General features: G+C 75.6%; 8 protein-coding genes. All 8 read left to right on the top strand.

The features are described 5' to 3' along the window. The first annotated feature begins 115 nt into the window (after positions 1-115). Genes ACZ63H_RS12205 through ACZ63H_RS12240 form a run of 8 tightly spaced genes read left to right on the top strand, consistent with a single transcriptional unit; the run spans position 116 to position 17,059 of the window. The gene (locus ACZ63H_RS12205; RefSeq protein ID WP_469864015.1) at positions 116-5,821 is read left to right on the top strand and encodes an amino acid adenylation domain-containing protein; all 5,706 of its coding nucleotides are present in this window, start codon (positions 116-118) and stop codon (positions 5,819-5,821) included. Then, a complete protein-coding gene (locus ACZ63H_RS12210) occupies positions 5,818-6,777 on the top strand; it encodes a TauD/TfdA family dioxygenase (RefSeq protein ID WP_469864017.1) in 960 nt (319 codons plus the stop codon). Before ACZ63H_RS12205 ends, ACZ63H_RS12210 begins: the two co-directional genes overlap by 4 nt. Then, positions 6,774-7,862: an asparaginase domain-containing protein gene (locus ACZ63H_RS12215; protein WP_469864019.1), complete on the top strand. Its 1,089-nt coding sequence runs from the start codon at positions 6,774-6,776 to the stop codon at positions 7,860-7,862. The genes ACZ63H_RS12210 and ACZ63H_RS12215 overlap by 4 nt, the downstream gene beginning before the upstream one ends. Positions 7,863-7,920: 58 nt before the next feature. Next, entirely contained in the window at positions 7,921-12,885 is a 4,965-nt protein-coding gene (locus tag ACZ63H_RS12220; RefSeq protein WP_469864021.1) for an amino acid adenylation domain-containing protein, read from the top strand. Next, positions 12,845-13,987: an acyl-CoA dehydrogenase family protein gene (locus tag ACZ63H_RS12225; protein ID WP_469864022.1), complete on the top strand. Its 1,143-nt coding sequence runs from the start codon at positions 12,845-12,847 to the stop codon at positions 13,985-13,987. The genes ACZ63H_RS12220 and ACZ63H_RS12225 overlap by 41 nt, the downstream gene beginning before the upstream one ends. Next, entirely contained in the window at positions 13,984-15,471 is a 1,488-nt protein-coding gene (locus ACZ63H_RS12230) for an amino acid adenylation domain-containing protein (RefSeq protein ID WP_469864024.1), read from the top strand. Before ACZ63H_RS12225 ends, ACZ63H_RS12230 begins: the two co-directional genes overlap by 4 nt. After that, positions 15,468-15,734, top strand: coding sequence for an acyl carrier protein (locus tag ACZ63H_RS12235; protein WP_469864026.1), 267 nt, complete (start codon positions 15,468-15,470; stop codon positions 15,732-15,734). Before ACZ63H_RS12230 ends, ACZ63H_RS12235 begins: the two co-directional genes overlap by 4 nt. Next, a complete protein-coding gene (locus tag ACZ63H_RS12240) occupies positions 15,731-17,059 on the top strand; it encodes an NAD(P)/FAD-dependent oxidoreductase (RefSeq protein ID WP_469864028.1) in 1,329 nt (442 codons plus the stop codon). Before ACZ63H_RS12235 ends, ACZ63H_RS12240 begins: the two co-directional genes overlap by 4 nt. Positions 17,060-17,075: the final 16 nt, after the last annotated feature.

Here is a 17,075-nt window from a genome sequence, read left to right on the forward strand (position 1 = left end):
AGCGTCAAATCGCATCCGATAACGCGCCCATATTGCCGCTATACCCGTCCGGCCTCATGACCGGAGGTCGTTTTGCTATAGGCCGCTGATAGCCGGGCCGCGCACGCTTCCCGGCATGGAATACCAACGGCGGCTTCCGCTCTCCATGGCGCAGCAGGGCGTCTGGTTCGCCCACCAGCTGGACCCATCGGGCCGGCGCTACAACTGCGGCGAGTGCATCGACATCCGCGGTGACCTGGACCCCGAGGTGCTCCGGCGGGCCTGGGTGCGGTTGTGTTCCGAGGCCGAGGTGCTGCGGGTGGCCTCGGTCGGCGAGGACGGCGAGGGCCTGCGGCAGTACGTGGCCGCGGCCCCGGCGCCTGCGCCTCCCCTGGTCGATCTGCGCGCCGCCGCGGATCCGGAGGAGGCCGCCCGGAAATGGATGGACGCCGATCTGGCGACCTCCGTGGATCTGGAGAAAGGGCCGCTGTCGCACGCGGCCGTTTTCCGGCTCGGTCCGTCGCGGTTGCTGTTCTACTACCGAATTCATCACATTCTCGTGGACGCCTACGGGGTGCACCTGCTGCGCGACCGGCTCGCCGCACTGTGCGGCGAGCGGCCCGGCCCGGCCGGTTTCGAGCCGCTGCACACCCTCGCCGAGGAGGAGGCGGGCTACCGCTCCTCGCCCCGGTTCGAGGCGGACCGCGCCTACTGGAGTGCCCGCTTCGCGGACCGTCCCGAGCCCGTCCTGCTGCCCGGCGCCGCCCCGGCCGGTGACCGGCCGCCGCGTCTGCGCCGGGAGGAGCCGCTGCCCGAGGCCGGGCGCGCGGCGCTCGCCGGGGCGGCCCAGGCCCTCGGCGCCACCTGGCAGACCGTCCTCGTCGCGGCGACCGCCGGCTACGTCCGGCGGATGACCGGGCGCTCCGACGTGATCCTCGGCCTGCCGGTGTCCGGGCGGCGCGGTCCGCGCTCGCGGCGGGTGCCCGGGTTGGCGACGGGCACCGTCGCGCTGCGCTTCGACATCCCGCCGCAGGCGAGCCTCGCCGACCTGGTGCCCGTGGTGGCGGCGGAGATCGGGACCGCGCTGCGGCACGAGCGCTACCGGCACGAGGACCTGTGCCGCGAGCTGGGCGTGACCGGGCGGGAGGGCGGCCTGCTCGGGACGCTGGTCAACTTCATGCCGTACGAGCGCGACCTCGCCTTCGGGAGCGCCACCGGCCGGGTGACGAACCTGGCCTCCGGCCCCACCCCCGACCTGTCCGTGGCGGTCAGCGGCCGGCCGGACGGCACGCCGGGCACGCTGCTCTTCGACGCCGGTCCCGAACTGCACGACGCCGACGGCCTGGCCGCGCACGCCGCGCGACTGGCCGGGTTCGTCGCGCGGGCGGCGGGCTCGGTGCACACGCCGATCGGCGAGCTGGACCTGCTGACCCCCGGCGAGCGCACGGCCCTGCTGCCCGCCCGGGCACCCTTCCCCGCGCACGCGGGTGACGTGCCCGGGCTCGTCGCCGCCCGCCCGGCCGGGGAACCGGCCGTCGAGGCCGGGGGGACCACGCTGACCTACGGCGAACTCAACGCGCGGGCCGACGCGCTGGCCGCCCGGCTGCGCGCCCGGGGCGCGGGACCGGGCACGAACGTGGCGCTGCTGATGCCCCGCACGGCCGGCCTCGTCGTGGCGATGCTCGCCTGCCTGCGGGCCGGCGCCGCCTACGTCCCGCTCGACCCCGGATACCCGAGGGAGCGGATCGACCACCTGCTGGCGGACGCCGCACCCGTGTGCGTCCTCACCGAGGAGGGCCCCGCCGGGACGGCGCGGGAGGGCTTCGGCCGTCCCGACCCGGACTCGGCCGCGTACGTCATCTACACCTCGGGCTCGACCGGCCTGCCCAAGGGCGTGGTCGTCCCGCACGGCGCGCTCGCCAACCTCGCCCTCGACCACGCCGAGCGGTTCGGGCTCGGGCCCGGCGGCCGGGTGCTGCAGTACCTCTCGCCCGGTTTCGACGCCGCCGTGGGCGACATCTGGCCCGCGCTGGTCTCCGGTGCCACGCTGGTGCTCGCGCCGGACACCTCGGCCCTGGCGCCGGACGACCTCGCGGTGCTGCTGCGGGACGCCCGCATCACCCATCTGGCGCTGCCGACGGCCGTGCTGGCCGGTCTGCCCGCCCGGGAACTGCCCGACCTGGACGTGCTGATCGTCGGCGGCGAGGCCGTGGACGAGGCGCTCGTCGCCCGCTGGGCGCCCGGCCGCCGCATGTTCAACATGTACGGCCCGACCGAGACGACCGTGGCGGCGACCGGCAGCGGCCCGCTGTGCGCCGAGGGCCGGCCGCCGATCGGCCGGCCCGTCTCCGGGGCGCGGGTCTACGTGCTGGACGAGCGGCTGGAGCCCGTCCCCACCGGCTGCCCCGGCGAGCTGTACATCGCGGGCGCCGGGGTGGCGCGCGGCTACCACGGCCGCCCGGACCTGACCGCGGACCGTTTCCTGCCCTGCCCGTTCGGCCCGGACGGCGACCGCATGTACCGGACCGGGGACCGCGTCCGGCGCCGCCCGGACGGCCAGCTGGAGTATCTCGGCCGCGGGGACGGGCAGTTCAAGCTGCGCGGGCTCAGGATCGAGGCGGGCGAGGTGGAGGCCGCGCTGAGCCGGCACCCCGGTGTCCGCGCGGCGGCCGTGGCCCTGCGCGAGGACCGCCCCGGCGCCCGGCGGCTGGTCGGGTATCTGCTCCCGGCCGGGCCGCTCGACACCGCCGAGGTCCGGGAGCTGGCCCGGCGGGTCCTGCCCGAGGCCATGGTGCCCGCCGCGCTCGTCGTGCTGGACGCCTTCCCGCTGACCCCGCACGGCAAGGTCGACCGCCGCGCGCTGCCCGCCCCGCCCGAGGGGCGGGAGGACGACGGCACGGACCCGGCGGGCTCCCCGGCCGAGGAGACGCTGCGCGCGCTCTTCGCCGACGTCCTGGGGCTGGACCGGGTCGGCGCCCGGGCCTCCTTCTTCGACCGGGGCGGCGACAGCATCATGGCGCTGCAACTGGTCAGCCGCGCCCGCAGGGCCGGGCTCGAACTCACCTCGCGCGAGGTGTTCCTGCACCCGACGGCCGCCGAACTGGCCCGCATCGCCCGCCCGTTGCCCGACGAGGAGGCCGCCGAGCCGGAGGGCGCCGGCATCGGCGAGGTGCCGCTCACCCCGATCGTGGCCTGGCTGGCCGAACAGCACGCCCCCAGCTCGCGCTTCAGCCAGTCGGTGACGGTCCGCACGCCCGCGGGCACCACGCCCGAGGCCCTGGCCGACGGCCTGCGCGCCCTGATCGACCACCACGACGCGCTGCGCATGCGGCTGGGCGACGGCGGGCGCCCGGAGGTCGGGCCGCCCGGCACGGTGGTGCCCGAGCTGACCGTCGTACCCGGGCCGGGAGACGGGGACGAGCACCGCGCGGCCGCGCGGGACCGGCTCGACCCGGCGCGGGGCGTCCTGCACCAGGCCGTCTGGTTCCCGGGCGGACCCGGCGCCCCCGGCCTGCTGGAGCTGACCCTGCACCACCTGGCCGTGGACGGCGTGTCCTGGCGGGTGCTCCTCCAGGACCTCGCCTCGGCGATGACCGGCGCCCCGCTGCCCGCGGTGGGCACCTCGGTGCGCACCTGGGCCCGCCTGCTGACCGAGGCGGCACCGGAGCGGGCCGGGGAGCTGGCGCTGTGGGAGCGGATCGCGCGCACCGCCGACCCGGGGGCCGCGGACGGCGGCCTGGACCCGGCCGCCGACCTGTTCGCCACCGCCCGCAGCCACACGGTGACCCTCTCCCCGGAGACGACCGGGGCGCTGCTCACCGAGGTGCCCGCCGCGTTCCGCGCGGGGGTGACCGAGGTGCTGCTGACCGGGCTGGCCCTGGCCTACCGCCGCTGGCGCGGTGCGGACGGCGCGGTCCTGTGCGACCTGGAGGGGCACGGCCGGGAGGACGTCTTCCCCGGTGTCCGGCTGGACCGCACCGTCGGCTGGTTCACCAGCATGTACCCGGTCCGCCTCGACCCGGGCGAGGTCGCCTGGCCGGAGGTGGCGGCGGCGGGCCCGGCCCTGGGCGGCGCGCTCAAGCGGGTCAAGGAGCAGTTGCGCGAGCTGCCCGACCACGGCCTCGGCTACGGCATGCTGCGCCACCTCCACGAGCCGTCCCGGGCCCGGCTGTCGGGGCTGCCCGCCCCGCGGATGGGCTTCAACTACCTGGGGCGGTTCTCCTCGGGGCAGGGCGCCGACTGGGAGCTGACCGACGGGGGTTTCCACGCCGACGCCGACCCGCGGATGCCGTTCGCGCACGAGCTGGAGATCGTCGCGGCCACCTTCGACGGCCCGTCCGGGCCCGAGCTGACCGTCACCGTGCACTGGCCGCGGCGGCTCTTCCCCGGCGAGCGGGTCGCCGAACTGACCGCCCTGTTCCGGACCGCCCTGGAGGGCCTGGCCCGGCACGGGCGCCGTCCCGGGGCGGGCGGGCTCACCCCGTCCGACGTGCCGCTGGTCCACCTGGCCCAGGACGAGATCGACGAACTGGCCGGGCACTACGGCCCGCTCGCCGACCTGCTGCCGCTCTCCCCGCTGCAAGAAGGTTTCCTCGTCCACAGCATGCGGACCGAGCACACGCTCGACGTCTACGCGGCCCAGCTGGGCGTCGACCTCGACGGGGACCTCGACGCCGCACGGATGAGGGCCGCCGCCGAGGCCGCCCTGGACCGGCACGCCAACCTGCGCGCCGCCTTCTACTACGGCGACCTGGACGAGCCGGTCCAGGTCCTGCCGGCCCGGGTCGCGCTGCCCTGGCGGGAGGAGGACCTGACCGGACGCCCCGACGCGGAGGCGGAGGCCGTACGGCTGGCCGCCGCGGACCGCCGGGACCGGTTCGACCCGGCGCAGCCCCCACTGCTGCGGTTCCTGCTGCTCAGGCTGGGCGCGCGGCGGTATCGGCTGGTGCTGACCGTCCACCACATCGTGTGGGACGGCTGGTCCACCTCGGTGCTGGTGCGGGAGCTGTTCTCCCTGTACGCGGGGGACCGGCTCGCGCCCGTCACGCCGTACGGGCGGTACGCGGCCTGGCTGGCCGGCCGGGACCGGGACGCGGCGCGCCGGGCCTGGCGCGAGGCGCTGGCCGGCCTGCCCGGCCCGACCCTGGCCGGCACCACGGGCCGTACCGAGGTGGCGCACGAGCTGGTCGTCCGCGAGCTGGACGAGGCGACCACCGAGGCGCTGACGGCCCGTACGGCGGCGCACGGTCTGACGCTGAACACGGTCGTGCAGGGCGCCTGGGCCGTGGTGCTCGGCGAGCTGACCGGCGGCCACGACGTCGTCTTCGGGTCCTCGGTGTCCGGCCGGCCGCCCGAGCTGCCCGGGGTCGAGGGCATGGTCGGGCTGTTCACCAACACCGTCCCGGTGCGGGTGCGGCTCGCGCCCGACGAGCCGTTCCTCGCGGCCCTGCTGCGCCTCCAGCGGGAGCAGGCCGCGCTGCAGCCGCACGACCACCTGGGCCTGGCCGAGATCCAGCGGGCGGCCGGCCTGCGCACCCTGTTCGACACCACGACGCTGTTCGTGAACTACCCGATGGATCCGACCGCGTGGGCGGCTGCCCTCGGCGGGCGGCTGCGGATGCGCGCGTTCGAGGCCGCGGACGACACCCACTTCCCGCTGCGGCTGGCGGTCGTCCCGGGCGCGCGGCTGTCGCTGCGGCTCGGGCACCGGCCGGACGCCTTCGGCCCCGCCGAGGCGCGGCGGCTGGCCGCGCGCTGTGCCCGGGTGCTCGAAGCGGTCGCGCTCGGCCCGGACCCGCTGGTCCGCGATCTGTCCGATCCCGTTCAGGAAGGCACATCATGACCGAGGACCACGTGTTCACCCTCACCGAGGCGGAGAGGGAGCGGACCGGGGCGGTCGCCGAGGCGCTCGCCGAGGTGGAGCCGCGCCTGGTGGACGACCGGAGCTGGCTGGACGCCTGCCGGGGGATGTCCGGGGAACTCCCCCGGCGGCTGCGCCGCAGACTGCGGGAGTTCCGGCACGCCCCGGAGGCGGACGGCATGCTGCTGGTCCGCAACCTGCCGCTGGGGCCCGCGCTCGCGCCCACCCCCACCGTCCACGAGTCGGTCGAGCGGACGGCCACCCCGGCCGCCGGGACCATCGCCCTGGTCTCCTCGCAGCTCGGCGAGGTCATCGCCTACCGGGACGAGAAGAGCGGCGCCCTGGTGCAGAACGTCGTACCGGTGGCCGGCCGCGAGGAGCAGCAGAGCAACGCCGGTTCGGTCCCCCTCGAACTGCACGTGGAGAACGCCTTCCACCCGTACCGGCCGGACATGGTCGCGCTGCTGTGCCTGCGCCCCGACCACGACGGCGGCGCCGGGCTGCGGGTCGCCCCGGTCCGCCGGGCGGTCGCGCTGCTGCCGTACGACGTGCGCAAGGTGCTCGGCGAGGAGCGGTTCCGCACCGAGGTGCCGCCGTCCTTCGGCGGCCCCGGCGGGCAGGCCCCGCTGCACCCGATCCTGTGCGGCGACTTCGACGACCCCGACGTGCGGGTGGACTTCCACGCCACCCATCCCGGGGACGAGCAGGCCGCCGAGGCGATGACGGTGCTGCGGGCCGCCCTGGACACCGTCACCCGCGCCGTGTACCTGCGCCCGGGCGACCTCGCGATCGTGGACAACCGGGTCACCCTGCACGGCCGCACCCACTTCACCCCGCGCTACGACGGCGAGGACCGCTGGCTGCACCGCACCTTCATCCACCTCGACCACCGCAGGTCCCGCGCCCTGCGCGCCGACAACGGCCAGGTGCTGTCGTGAGGCGGCTCCCGCTGGTGGTCGTGGCACTGCTCATGGGGCTGGTCCCCGCGGTGCCGGCCGTCGCCGCGAAGGGGGACGGGGCGCACCGGGCCGCCCGGCCCGGGGTCGTCGTGATCGGCACCGGCGGCACCATCACGGGCGTCGCCGGGGACCGGGCCGGCTTCGAGGACTACGACGGCAGCGCGCTGCCGGTCGCGGACATCGTGTCCGGCCTGCGCCCGGAGCTGGACGAGGTGGCGCGGGTCTCCACCCAGGAGGGGCCGGAGCAGACCGCGATGACCGACTACTACGACCTGTCCCGCCAGGTGGACCGGGCGCTGCGCACGGCGGACGCGGTCGTGGTCACCTCGGGCACCAAGTCCCTGGAGGAACTGGCCTACTTCCTCGACCTGACGGTGCGCAGCCCCAAGCCGGTGGTCGTGACCGGGTCCATGCGGCCGTCCGACGTGTTCGGCGCGGACGGCCCCGCCAACCTGTACAACTCCGTCGTACTGGCCGCGAGCGGGCGCACCCGGTGCTTCGGCACGGTCGTCGAGTTCGGCAACGAGATCCTCGCCGCCCGCGAGGCCACCAAGACCACGACGATCCGCCCCGACGCCTTCCAGGCCGGGCAGGGCGGGGTGCTCGGCACCGTCGACGGCGACCGGATCCGGTTGCCGCGGGCGCCGGCCCGCATCCAGAAGTGCGGCCGGGACGGCTGGCGCACGCCGTTCGACCTGTCCGGGATCCGGCGGGAGAGGCTGCCCCGGACCGAGGTCGTCGCCTCCTACCCGGACGCCGGCGGCGAGGCCATCACCGCGTTCGCCGACGCGGGCGTGGCGGGCGTCGTCGTCGCGGGCGACCCCTCGCCCGGCGAGGCCGGCGCGCTGCGCGGTGCGCTCGGCAAGGGCGTGACGGTCGTGGCGGCGGCCCGGACGGGCGGCGGCGCCGTGTACGACGCCCACGCCCCCGGCGTCCTGCCCGCCGAGGACCTGCTGCCGCAGAAGGCCCGGATCCTGCTGCTGCTCACGCTCGCCACCACCCGGGAGCCGGCCAAGGTCGCCGAGCGGTTCGCCCGGTACGGCGTCCCGCAGTTCACCTCCTGACCCGCTCCCGCCGTCCCGGCACACCCGAACTCCCGGCACATCCGAAGGAGACCCTGTCATGACCGCCCCGACGCCCGTCCCCGAGCTGGTGGCCCGGCAGACCGCGCTGACCCCCAACCGGCCGGCGGTGTCCGCGGCCGGCAGGCAGCTGACCTACGCCGAGCTGGACGCCCGCGCCGACGCCCTGGCCCACGCCCTCGTCACCCGCGGCGCGGCACCGGACCGCCCGGTCGGCGTCCTGCTGCCGCGCGGCCCCGACCTCGTCGTCACCCTGCTCGCCGTCTGGCGGGCGGGGGCCGCCTACCTGCCCCTGGATCCGGGCCACCCGGCCGCCCGGCTGTCCGCCCTGGTCGAGCAGACCGGGCTCACCCTGGTCGTCACCGACCCCGCCGGGCACGCCCGGGTCGCCGCGGCCGGCGCCACCCCGGTGCCCGTCGGCACCGCCGCCCCGGCCGAGGGGTTCGCGCGGGTCACCGTAGAGCCCGGCACGGCCGCGTACGTGATGCACACCTCGGGCTCGACCGGCCGCCCCAAGGGGGTGGTGATCGACCACGCGGGCCTCGCGAACCGCGTCCGGTGGGCGATCGACTCGCTCGGCCTGGACGCCTCGGACCGGGTGCTGCAGAAGACCCCGGTGACCTTCGACGCGGCCGGCTGGGAGATCTTCGCGCCGCTCGCCGTCGGCGGCACGGTCGTGCTCGCGCCGGAGGGTGCCGAACGGGACCCGGCGGCCCTGCTGGGGGCCGTCGCCGACAGCGGCGCGAGCGTGCTCCAGGTGGTGCCGTCCGTACTGCGCGCGCTGACCGAGGAGGACGGCTGGGACCGCTGCGGCGCGCTGCGCGTGCTGTGCTGCGCCGGCGAGCCGCTGCACGCGGAGGCGGTCCGGCGGTTCCTCGCGCTGGCCCCGGCCGGGGTCACGGTCTGGAACACCTACGGGCCGACCGAGTGCTCCGTCGACATCACCGCCCACCGCTTCGACCCGGCGCAGCGCTCCGGGCCCGTGCCGATCGGCCGGCCGATCACCGGGATGCGCGTGCTGGTGCTGGACGAGGACGGCGAACCGGCGGACGTGGGCGAGCTGTTCGCGGGCGGGGTGGGGGTCGCCCGCGGCTACCTCGGCCGCGCCGACCTGACGGCCGAGCGGTTCGTGCCCGACCCCTGCGGGCCGGCCGGGGCGCGGCTGTACCGCACCGGCGACCGGGTCCGGGTGCGCCCGGACGGGGCCCTGGAGTACCTCGGGCGCATCGACCGCCAGGTCAAGGTCAACGGCGTCCGGATCGAGCCGGGCGAGATCGAGGCCGCCCTGGAGGCCCACCCCGGGGTCGGCGGCGCGGCGGTGGTGCCGGTCGAGGCGCCGGGCGGCGGACCGGCCCTGGCCGCCTACGTCCGGGCGCCGAAGGTGCCGGACGGGCTGCGCGGCTATCTCGCCGAGCGGCTGCCGGGCACCCACGTGCCGTCGGTGCTGATCGCGGTCGACCGCTTCCCGACCACCTCCAGCGGCAAGCTGGACCGGGCGGCCCTGCCCGCGCCGGTCCTGCCCGCGCCGGCCGGCCGGCGGGAGTCCGCGGCCGAGGAGACCGTGGCCCGGGTCTGGCGCGACCTGTTCAAGAGCGACGCCATCGACCCGGACACCGACTTCTACCAACTGGGCGGAACGTCCCTTCAGTTCACCCGGCTGGTCAACCGGCTGCGCAAGGCGACCGGCCGCGACCTGGCCCTCGCGGACCTGCTGACCGCGACCACGATCGCCGGCCAGGCCCGCCTGCTCGACGGCCCGGACGACGAGGGCGTCCCGGCACCGCGGGCCGCCCGCTCCCACCCGCTCGACGCCCCCGGCGGTCAGGACGGCCCGGTGCCGCTGCCCCGCACCGGACCGCTGCCCCTGTCCTTCGGCCAGCGCCGGCTGTGGGTGCTGGACCGGATGAAGCCGCGCAGCCGCGAGTGGGTGTCCGCGCTGTTCCTGCCGGTGCCGGACGGCACGGGCCCGGAGCAGGTCGCCGCCGCGCTGGAGCGGCTGGTGGCGCGGCACGAGGCGCTGCGCACCGCGTTCACCGTCCGCGACGGCGAGCCGATGCAGCTGATACGGCCGCCCGGCCCGCTGGAACTGACCACGGCCGAGGCCGGCCCCGGGGAGCTGCCCGCCGTGCTCGACCGCGAGCTGGACCGGGGCTTCGACCTGGCGGGCGGTCCGCTCGCCCGGGCCCTGCTGGCCCGCGACCCGGCGCCCGGCGGCCGGCAGGTGCTGGTGCTCTCGGTGCACCACATCGTCTGCGACGGCTGGTCCTCCTCGGTGCTCGAACGCGAGTTCACCGCGATCCTGTCCGCGCTGCGCGCGGGCCGCGAGCCGCACCTGCCGGCCCTGCCGGTCCAGTACGCCGACTTCGCGGCCTGGCAGCGCGAGCGGATCACCCCCGAGACGGTGGAGCGGGAACTCGCCTACTGGCGTGACGCCCTCAAGGGCGCGGCCCCGCTGGAGCCGAGGCCCGACCACCCGCGGCCCCGGGTGCGCGACGGCAGGGGCGCGATGGTGCCGCTGGAGCTTTCGCCCGAGGTCACCGAGGCCCTCACCGAGCTGGGCCGACGCCGCGGGGCCACCCCGTTCGTGACGCTGCTGACCGGGTTCGCCGCGCTGCTCGCCCGCCGCACCGGACAGTGGGACGTGGTGCTCGGCACCCCGGTGGCCGGCCGCGACCGGCCCGGGACCGAGGGCGTCGTCGGCTTCTTCCTCAACAGCCTGGTGCTGCGCCTCGGCCTGTCCGGCGGGCTGTCCTTCGACGCGGGCGTCGAGCGGGTCCGGGACGCGTGCCGGGCCGCCTTCGCCCACCAGGACCTGCCCTTCGAGCAGCTCGTCGCCGACCTCGCCCCCGAGCGGGACTCCTCGCGCACCCCGCTCTACCAGGTCGCCTTCGACCTCCACGACGAGGAGCTGACCGGCTCGGCCGCCGACGCGGCGGACCTGGCGACCCTGGTCGAGGTCTCCCGGATCGCCAAGACCGACCTCACCCTCTATCTGCGCCGCCGCCCCGACGGGGGCATGTCCGGCGGCCTGGAGTACGCGACCGCCCTGTTCGAACGGGACACCGTCGAGCGCATGGCGGACCAGTTCACCCTGCTGCTCAGGCAGGCCTCGGCGCACCCGGGCACCCGCCTGGACGCCCTGGACCTGCTCCCGGCCGCCGAACGCGGGGCGCTGCTGCGCTGGAGCGGCACCCCCGCCCCGGCGTACACCACCGACGCCCCGGGCCTCTTCGAGCGGCGGGCCGACGCCACCCCCGACGCGGTCGCGCTGCGCACCGAGGCCGGCGAGGTCACCTTCGCCGAGCTGGACCGGCGGGCCAACCGCGTCGCCCACCGGCTGCGGGACCTCGGCGCGGGCGCGGACACGGTCGTGGGCGTCCTGGTCGACCGCGGCGCCGGCCTGATCGCCTCCCTGCTCGGCGTGTGGAAGGCGGGCGCGGCCTATCTGCCGATCGAGCCGGGCACCCCGGCCGAGCGGATCCGGTACATGCTGGCCGACGCCGGGGCCGGCCTGCTGGTCTCCCCCACCGCCTTCGAGGGCGTCCGCACCGTGTCCCCGGACCCGGACGGCGCCGGGGCCTCCTCGCGGCCCGCCCGCCCGGCCGACCCACAGCGGCTGGCGTACGTCGTCTACACCTCCGGTTCCACGGGCAGGCCCAAGGGCGTCGAGATCACCCACGCCGCTCTCGCGGGCCACCTGCGGTGGGCGGTGGACGAGCTGGCGCTCGCGGCGCCGGGCGGCGCGGCGGTGTTCACCTCGGTCGCCTTCGACCTCGGCGTCCCCAACCTGTGGGCGGGACTACTGGCCGGCCGGCCGACCACGCTGCTGCCGCAGGACCTGGACCTGACCGAGCTGGGCGCCCGTCTGGTCGCCGCCGCCCCGCTGGCCTTCCTCAAGCTCACGCCCGGCCACCTGGAGATCCTGTCCGGGCTGCCCGAGGAGCGGATCGCCGGCCTCGCGGCCCGGATCGTCGTCGCGGGCGAGGCGCTGCCGGCCGCCCTGGCCGAGCGCTGGGCCTCCCTCCTCGGACCGGGCCGGCTGATCAACGAGTACGGCCCCACCGAGACCTGTGTCGGCGCCACCGTCCACCCGGTCACGGCGGGCGCCGGCCGGGACGCCGTGCCGATCGGCCGCGCCCTGCCCGGCGTGCGGACGCACGTGCTGGACCCCTGGCTCCGGCCGGTCCCCATCGGCGCGGTCGGCGAACTGTGCGTCGGCGGCGCGGGGGTCGCCCGCGGCTACACCGGCAGGCCCGGGCAGACCGCGGAGCGGTTCGTGCCCGACCCGTTCGGGGCGCCGGGCGACCGGCTGTACCGGACCGGGGACCTGGCCCGGGTGCTGGACGGCGGCGAGGTGGAGTTCCTCGGCCGCGCCGACACCCAGGTCAAGATCCGCGGCTACCGCGTGGAACTCTCCGAGATCGCCGCCGTGGTCGCCGAGCACCCCCGGGTCGGGCAGGCCGTGGCCACCGCGCACGACGGGCTGCTCCACGTCGTCTACGTCCCCGACGGCACCGAGCCCTCCGCGCAGTCGCTCGCGGACCTGTGCGCCGCCCGGCTGCCCGCGTACATGCGGCCCGCCGCGTTCACCGCGCTGGCCGCGATACCGCTGAACGCCAACGGCAAGGTCGACCGGGCAGCGCTGCCCGCGCCCGCTCCCCGCGAGCGCGCACTGGTGCCGCCGCGCGGGATCGTCGAGGAACGGGTCGCGGAGATCTTCACCGATCTGCTCGCGGCCCCGGTGGGCGCGCACACCGGCTTCTTCCGGGCCGGGGGCAACTCGATCCTCGCCATCCGGCTGGTGGCCGCGCTCCAGGACGCCTTCGACGTGGACCTGCCGATCCGGGCCGTCTTCGAGGGCCCGACCGTCGCCGAACTGGCGGCCCTGATCGAGGACTTGGTCCGTTCCGAGCTCGACGCGATGTCCGACGCCGAGCTCAACGCCTACGGAAAGGAGGACGTCAATGGACTTCGCCTTGACGACCGAGCAGCAGCGTCGTCGTGACCGGCTGCTGGCCGCGATCAGGGAGGAGCTGCCGGGGCGCCGGCGCACGGACCCGGCGGACCATTTCGACCGGGAGGACTGGGCCGGGGCAGCGGCCCTCGGGCTCACCGGGCTGTGCCTGCCCGAGGAGTCGGGGGGCGGCGGGCTCAACGCCCTGGACACCGCGCTGTGCCTGGAGGCGTTCGGCCAGGGCTGCCTGGACACCGGGCTGGCCTTCGGGGTCGCCGCCCATCTGCTGGCCTGCGCCGTGCCGGTACGGGACTTCGCCGGTGCCGAGGTGCGCGAGGAACTGCTCAAGGGCCTGGCCACCGGCTCGCTGATCGCGTCCAACGCGATCACCGAGGACGGGGCGGGCTCCGACACCGCCCGGCTGGAGATGACCGCCCGGCGCGACGGCGACTGCTACGTGATCGACGGCGTGAAGTCGTTCGCGAGCAACGCCCCGCTGTCCGACGTGATCGTCACCTACGCCGTCACCGAGCCCGAGGCCGGGTTCCTCGGCACCAGCGGGTTCGCCGTCCCGCGCGAGCTGCCCGGGCTGAGCGTCGGACCGCCGCTGGAGAAGATGGGCCTGCACGGCTGCCCGGCCGGCCGGATCACCTTCGACGGGGTCCGGGTCCCCGCCCGCTACCTGCTGGGCGTCGAGGGCCAGGGCCGGGCGATCTTCCAGCACTCCATGGGCTGGGAACGGGCCTGCCTGTTCGCGATCTACCTGGGGGTGATGACGTACCAGCTGGAGCGGTGCGTCGCCCACGTCCGCTCGCGCAAGCAGTTCCGCCGCAGGCTGGCCGACTTCCAGGCCGTCTCGCACAAGATCTCGGTGATGTCGGAGCGGCTGGAGGGGGCGCGGCTGCTGCTGTACCGGGCCTGCTGGCTCACCGACCAGGGCACCGCCGACGCGGGCGCCGTGTCGCTGGCCAAGGTCGCGGTCTCCGAGGCCGCCGTCGCCAACGCCCGGGACGCGGTCCAGGTCTTCGGCGGCATCGGCTACCTCGCCTCCACCGGCATCGAGCAGCAGCTGCGCGACGCCGTGCCCAGCACGCTCTTCTCCGGCACCACCGAGATCCACCGGAGCGTCATCGCGAGGGAGAGAGGCCTGTGAACCTGCACGAGCTGGTCATCCGGTCCGCCCGGCGCCATCCGGAGCGGCCGGCCCTCGCGGGCCCGGACCGGGAACTGAGCTACCGGGAACTCGACCGCGCGGCGAACGCCTACGCCCGGCTCCTCGCCGGGGCCGGGGTGGGCCACGGGGACCGGGTCGTCCTGTGGGGCGACAAGTCGCCCTCGGTCGTGGTCGCGATGCAGGCGGTGCTGCGCCTGGGCGCCGTCTACGTCCCCCAGGACGGCACGGCCCCCCTCGCCAGGGTCGCCACCGTGGCCCGCGACTCGGGCGCCCGGGTGGTGTGCGCGACGGGACCCCGGCTGGCGGAGGTCCGCTCGGCGCTCGACGGCGTCACGGCACTCGACCTGGCGGACGGCACACCCGGCGACGAGGCCGTGCCCCCGGTCGACACGGAGGTGAAGCCGGACGACCCGGCCTTCATCCTCTACACGTCCGGCTCCACCGGGACGCCGAAGGGCGTGAGCATCAGCCACCGCAACGCCCGGGCCTTCGTGGACTGGGCCGTGGAACTGCTCGGCGCGGGACCCGGGGACCGCTTCGCCAACCACGCGCCGCTCGTCTTCGACCTGTCGGTGCTGGACCTGTACGCCGCCTTCTCGGCGGGCGCCTCGGTCCGCCTGGTCCCGGCCGCGCTGGCCTACGCGCCCGGCGAACTGGTGGAGTTCCTGCACCGGGAGCGGATCACGGTCTGGTACTCGGTGCCCTCGGCGCTGATCCTGATGATCCGCGGCGGCGGGCTGCTCGACCGGCCCGCCCCCGCCGGACTGCGGGCGGTGCTGTTCGCCGGGGAGCCGTTCCCCGTCGCCCACGTCCGCCGCCTGGCCGCGTGGACGGACGCCCGCCTGCTCAACCTGTACGGCCCGACCGAGACCAATGTGTGCACCTGGCACGAGGTCGTCCCCGCCGACCTGGAGCGCGACCGGCCGGTGCCCATCGGCAGGGCCGCGAGCGGCGACGAGGTGTGGGCCCGGACCGACGCCGGCACCGTCGCGGGGCCGGGCGAGCAGGGCGAACTGATCGTCACCGGGCCGACGGTGATGCTCGGTTACTGGGGCCGGACGCCCTGTTCCGGCGAGTACGCCACCGGCGACCTCGTCACCGTGCTGCCCGGCGGCTCCTTCGACTACGTCGGACGCCGCGACCACGCGGTGAAGGTCCGCGGCCACCGCATCGAACTCGGCGAGATCGAGACCACCTGCAACGCCCACGACGACGTCGAGAACGCGGCCGTCGTCGTGGCCGGCGAGGGCATGGACGCCCGGCTGGTCGCCTTCGTCGTCCCCGCACCCGGCGCCCGGCCCGGCGCCCTGGCCCTGCGCCGGCACCTGGCGGAGCGGCTGCCGAGCTACATGATCGCCGACCACGTCCATCTGCTCGCCGACCTGCCGAGGACCCGCAACGGAAAGATCGACCGCCCGGAGCTGGTCCGGCGGCATCTGACCCTTTCGAAAGGACGCTCGTGAACATCGACGCCGTGACCACCCGCGTACTGGACTTCATCAGGACCGAGTTCCTCTGGTCCGACGAGGGACGCGAGATCGACGCGACCACCCCGCTGCTGGAGTGGGGCATCGTCGACTCGCTCCGGATCGCACTGCTGCAGGCCTTCATCCTCAACGAGTGGGGCGTCTCCGTGCCCGCCGTCCGGATCGACGCGAAGAACTTCAAGAACGCCGCCTCGATCGCCACCATGATCTGCGAGCTGGAGCAGGAGACCGTCCGATGACCACCACCGACTTCGACATCGCCGTCATCGGCGGCGGGCCCGCCGGCTCCACCGCCGCCTCCTACCTGGCCCGCGCCGGGCTCTCCGTGATCGTCTTCGAGAGCGAGACCTTCCCCCGGCCGCACGTGGGCGAGTCGCTGGTGCCGGCCACCACGCCGGTGCTGCTGGAGATCGGCGCCCTCGACAAGATCGACGAGGCCGGCTTCCCGCGCAAGTACGGCGCCTCCTGGACCTCGGCGGAGTCGCGCGACATCCCCCGGCTGGGCTTCAGCGGCCTCCAGCACGACTGGACCGCGGACATCCAGTTCGTCGAGCGCGACCAGCAGGGGGTGGACCGCGACTACACGTACCACGTGGACCGCTCCCGCTTCGACTCGATCCTGCTGCGGCACGCCGAGGAGCAGGGCGCGACCGTCCTCAACGGCGCCCGGGTCCTCGGCGTCGACTTCGGCGACCCGGAGGTCGTGGTCCGCACCCGGATCGCGGGCAAGCGGGTGGACTACACGGTCGGGATGGTCGTGGACGCCTCCGGCCGGCAGACCATGCTGGGCCGGCAGCTGAAGACCAAGGTGCCCGACCCGGTCTTCGACCAGTACGCCGTGCACGCCTGGTTCGAGGGGCTGGACCGGGAGGCGCTGTCCACCTCCGCGGCCCAGGCCGAGCACATCTACGTGCACTTCCTGCCGATCAACGACTCCTGGGTCTGGCAGATCCCGATCACCGACACGATCACCAGCATCGGCGTGGTGACCCAGAAGAAGCGCTTCGCGGAGGGCAGCGGCGACCTCGACGAGTTCTTCTGGGAGTTCGTCGGCAGCCGCCCCGAGCTGCACGACGCGCTCAAGGGCTGCCGCCAGGTCCGCCCCCTGAAGGCGGAGGGCGACTACAGCTACTCGGTCAAGGAGATCACCGGCGACCGCTACGTCCTGATCGGCGACGCGGCCCGCTTCGTGGACCCGATCTTCTCCAGCGGGGTCAGCGTGGCCCTGAACAGCGCCCGCATCGCCTCCCGGGACATCATCGCGGCGCACGCGGCCGGCGACTACGGCAAGGACCGGTTCGCCGCCTACGAGACCAAGCTCCGCAGGGCGGTGCGCTACTGGTACGAGTTCATCTCCATCTACTACCGGCTCAACGTCCTGTTCACCGCGTTCGTCCAGGACCCCCGGTACCGCAAGGACGTGCTGAAGATGCTCCAAGGCGACGTGTACGACGACGAGGAGCCGAAGGCCCTGGTCGCCATGCGCGAGGCGGTGGCCGCGGTGGAGGCCAACCCCGACCACCTGTGGCATCCCTACCTGGGCACCCTCAAGGCCACCCGCTGACCGGCACCGCTCCTAC

The organism is Streptomyces sp. NPDC104831 (genome assembly GCF_055583025.1).

Coding starts and splice junctions, on each gene's coding strand:
- ACZ63H_RS12205 (WP_469864015.1), top strand. CDS start 116: ATGGAATACCAACGGCGGCTTCCGCTCTCCATGGCGCAGCAGGGCGTC.
- ACZ63H_RS12210 (WP_469864017.1), top strand. CDS start 5,818: ATGACCGAGGACCACGTGTTCACCCTCACCGAGGCGGAGAGGGAGCGG.
- ACZ63H_RS12220 (WP_469864021.1), top strand. CDS start 7,921: ATGACCGCCCCGACGCCCGTCCCCGAGCTGGTGGCCCGGCAGACCGCG.
- ACZ63H_RS12225 (WP_469864022.1), top strand. CDS start 12,845: ATGGACTTCGCCTTGACGACCGAGCAGCAGCGTCGTCGTGACCGGCTG.
- ACZ63H_RS12240 (WP_469864028.1), top strand. CDS start 15,731: ATGACCACCACCGACTTCGACATCGCCGTCATCGGCGGCGGGCCCGCC.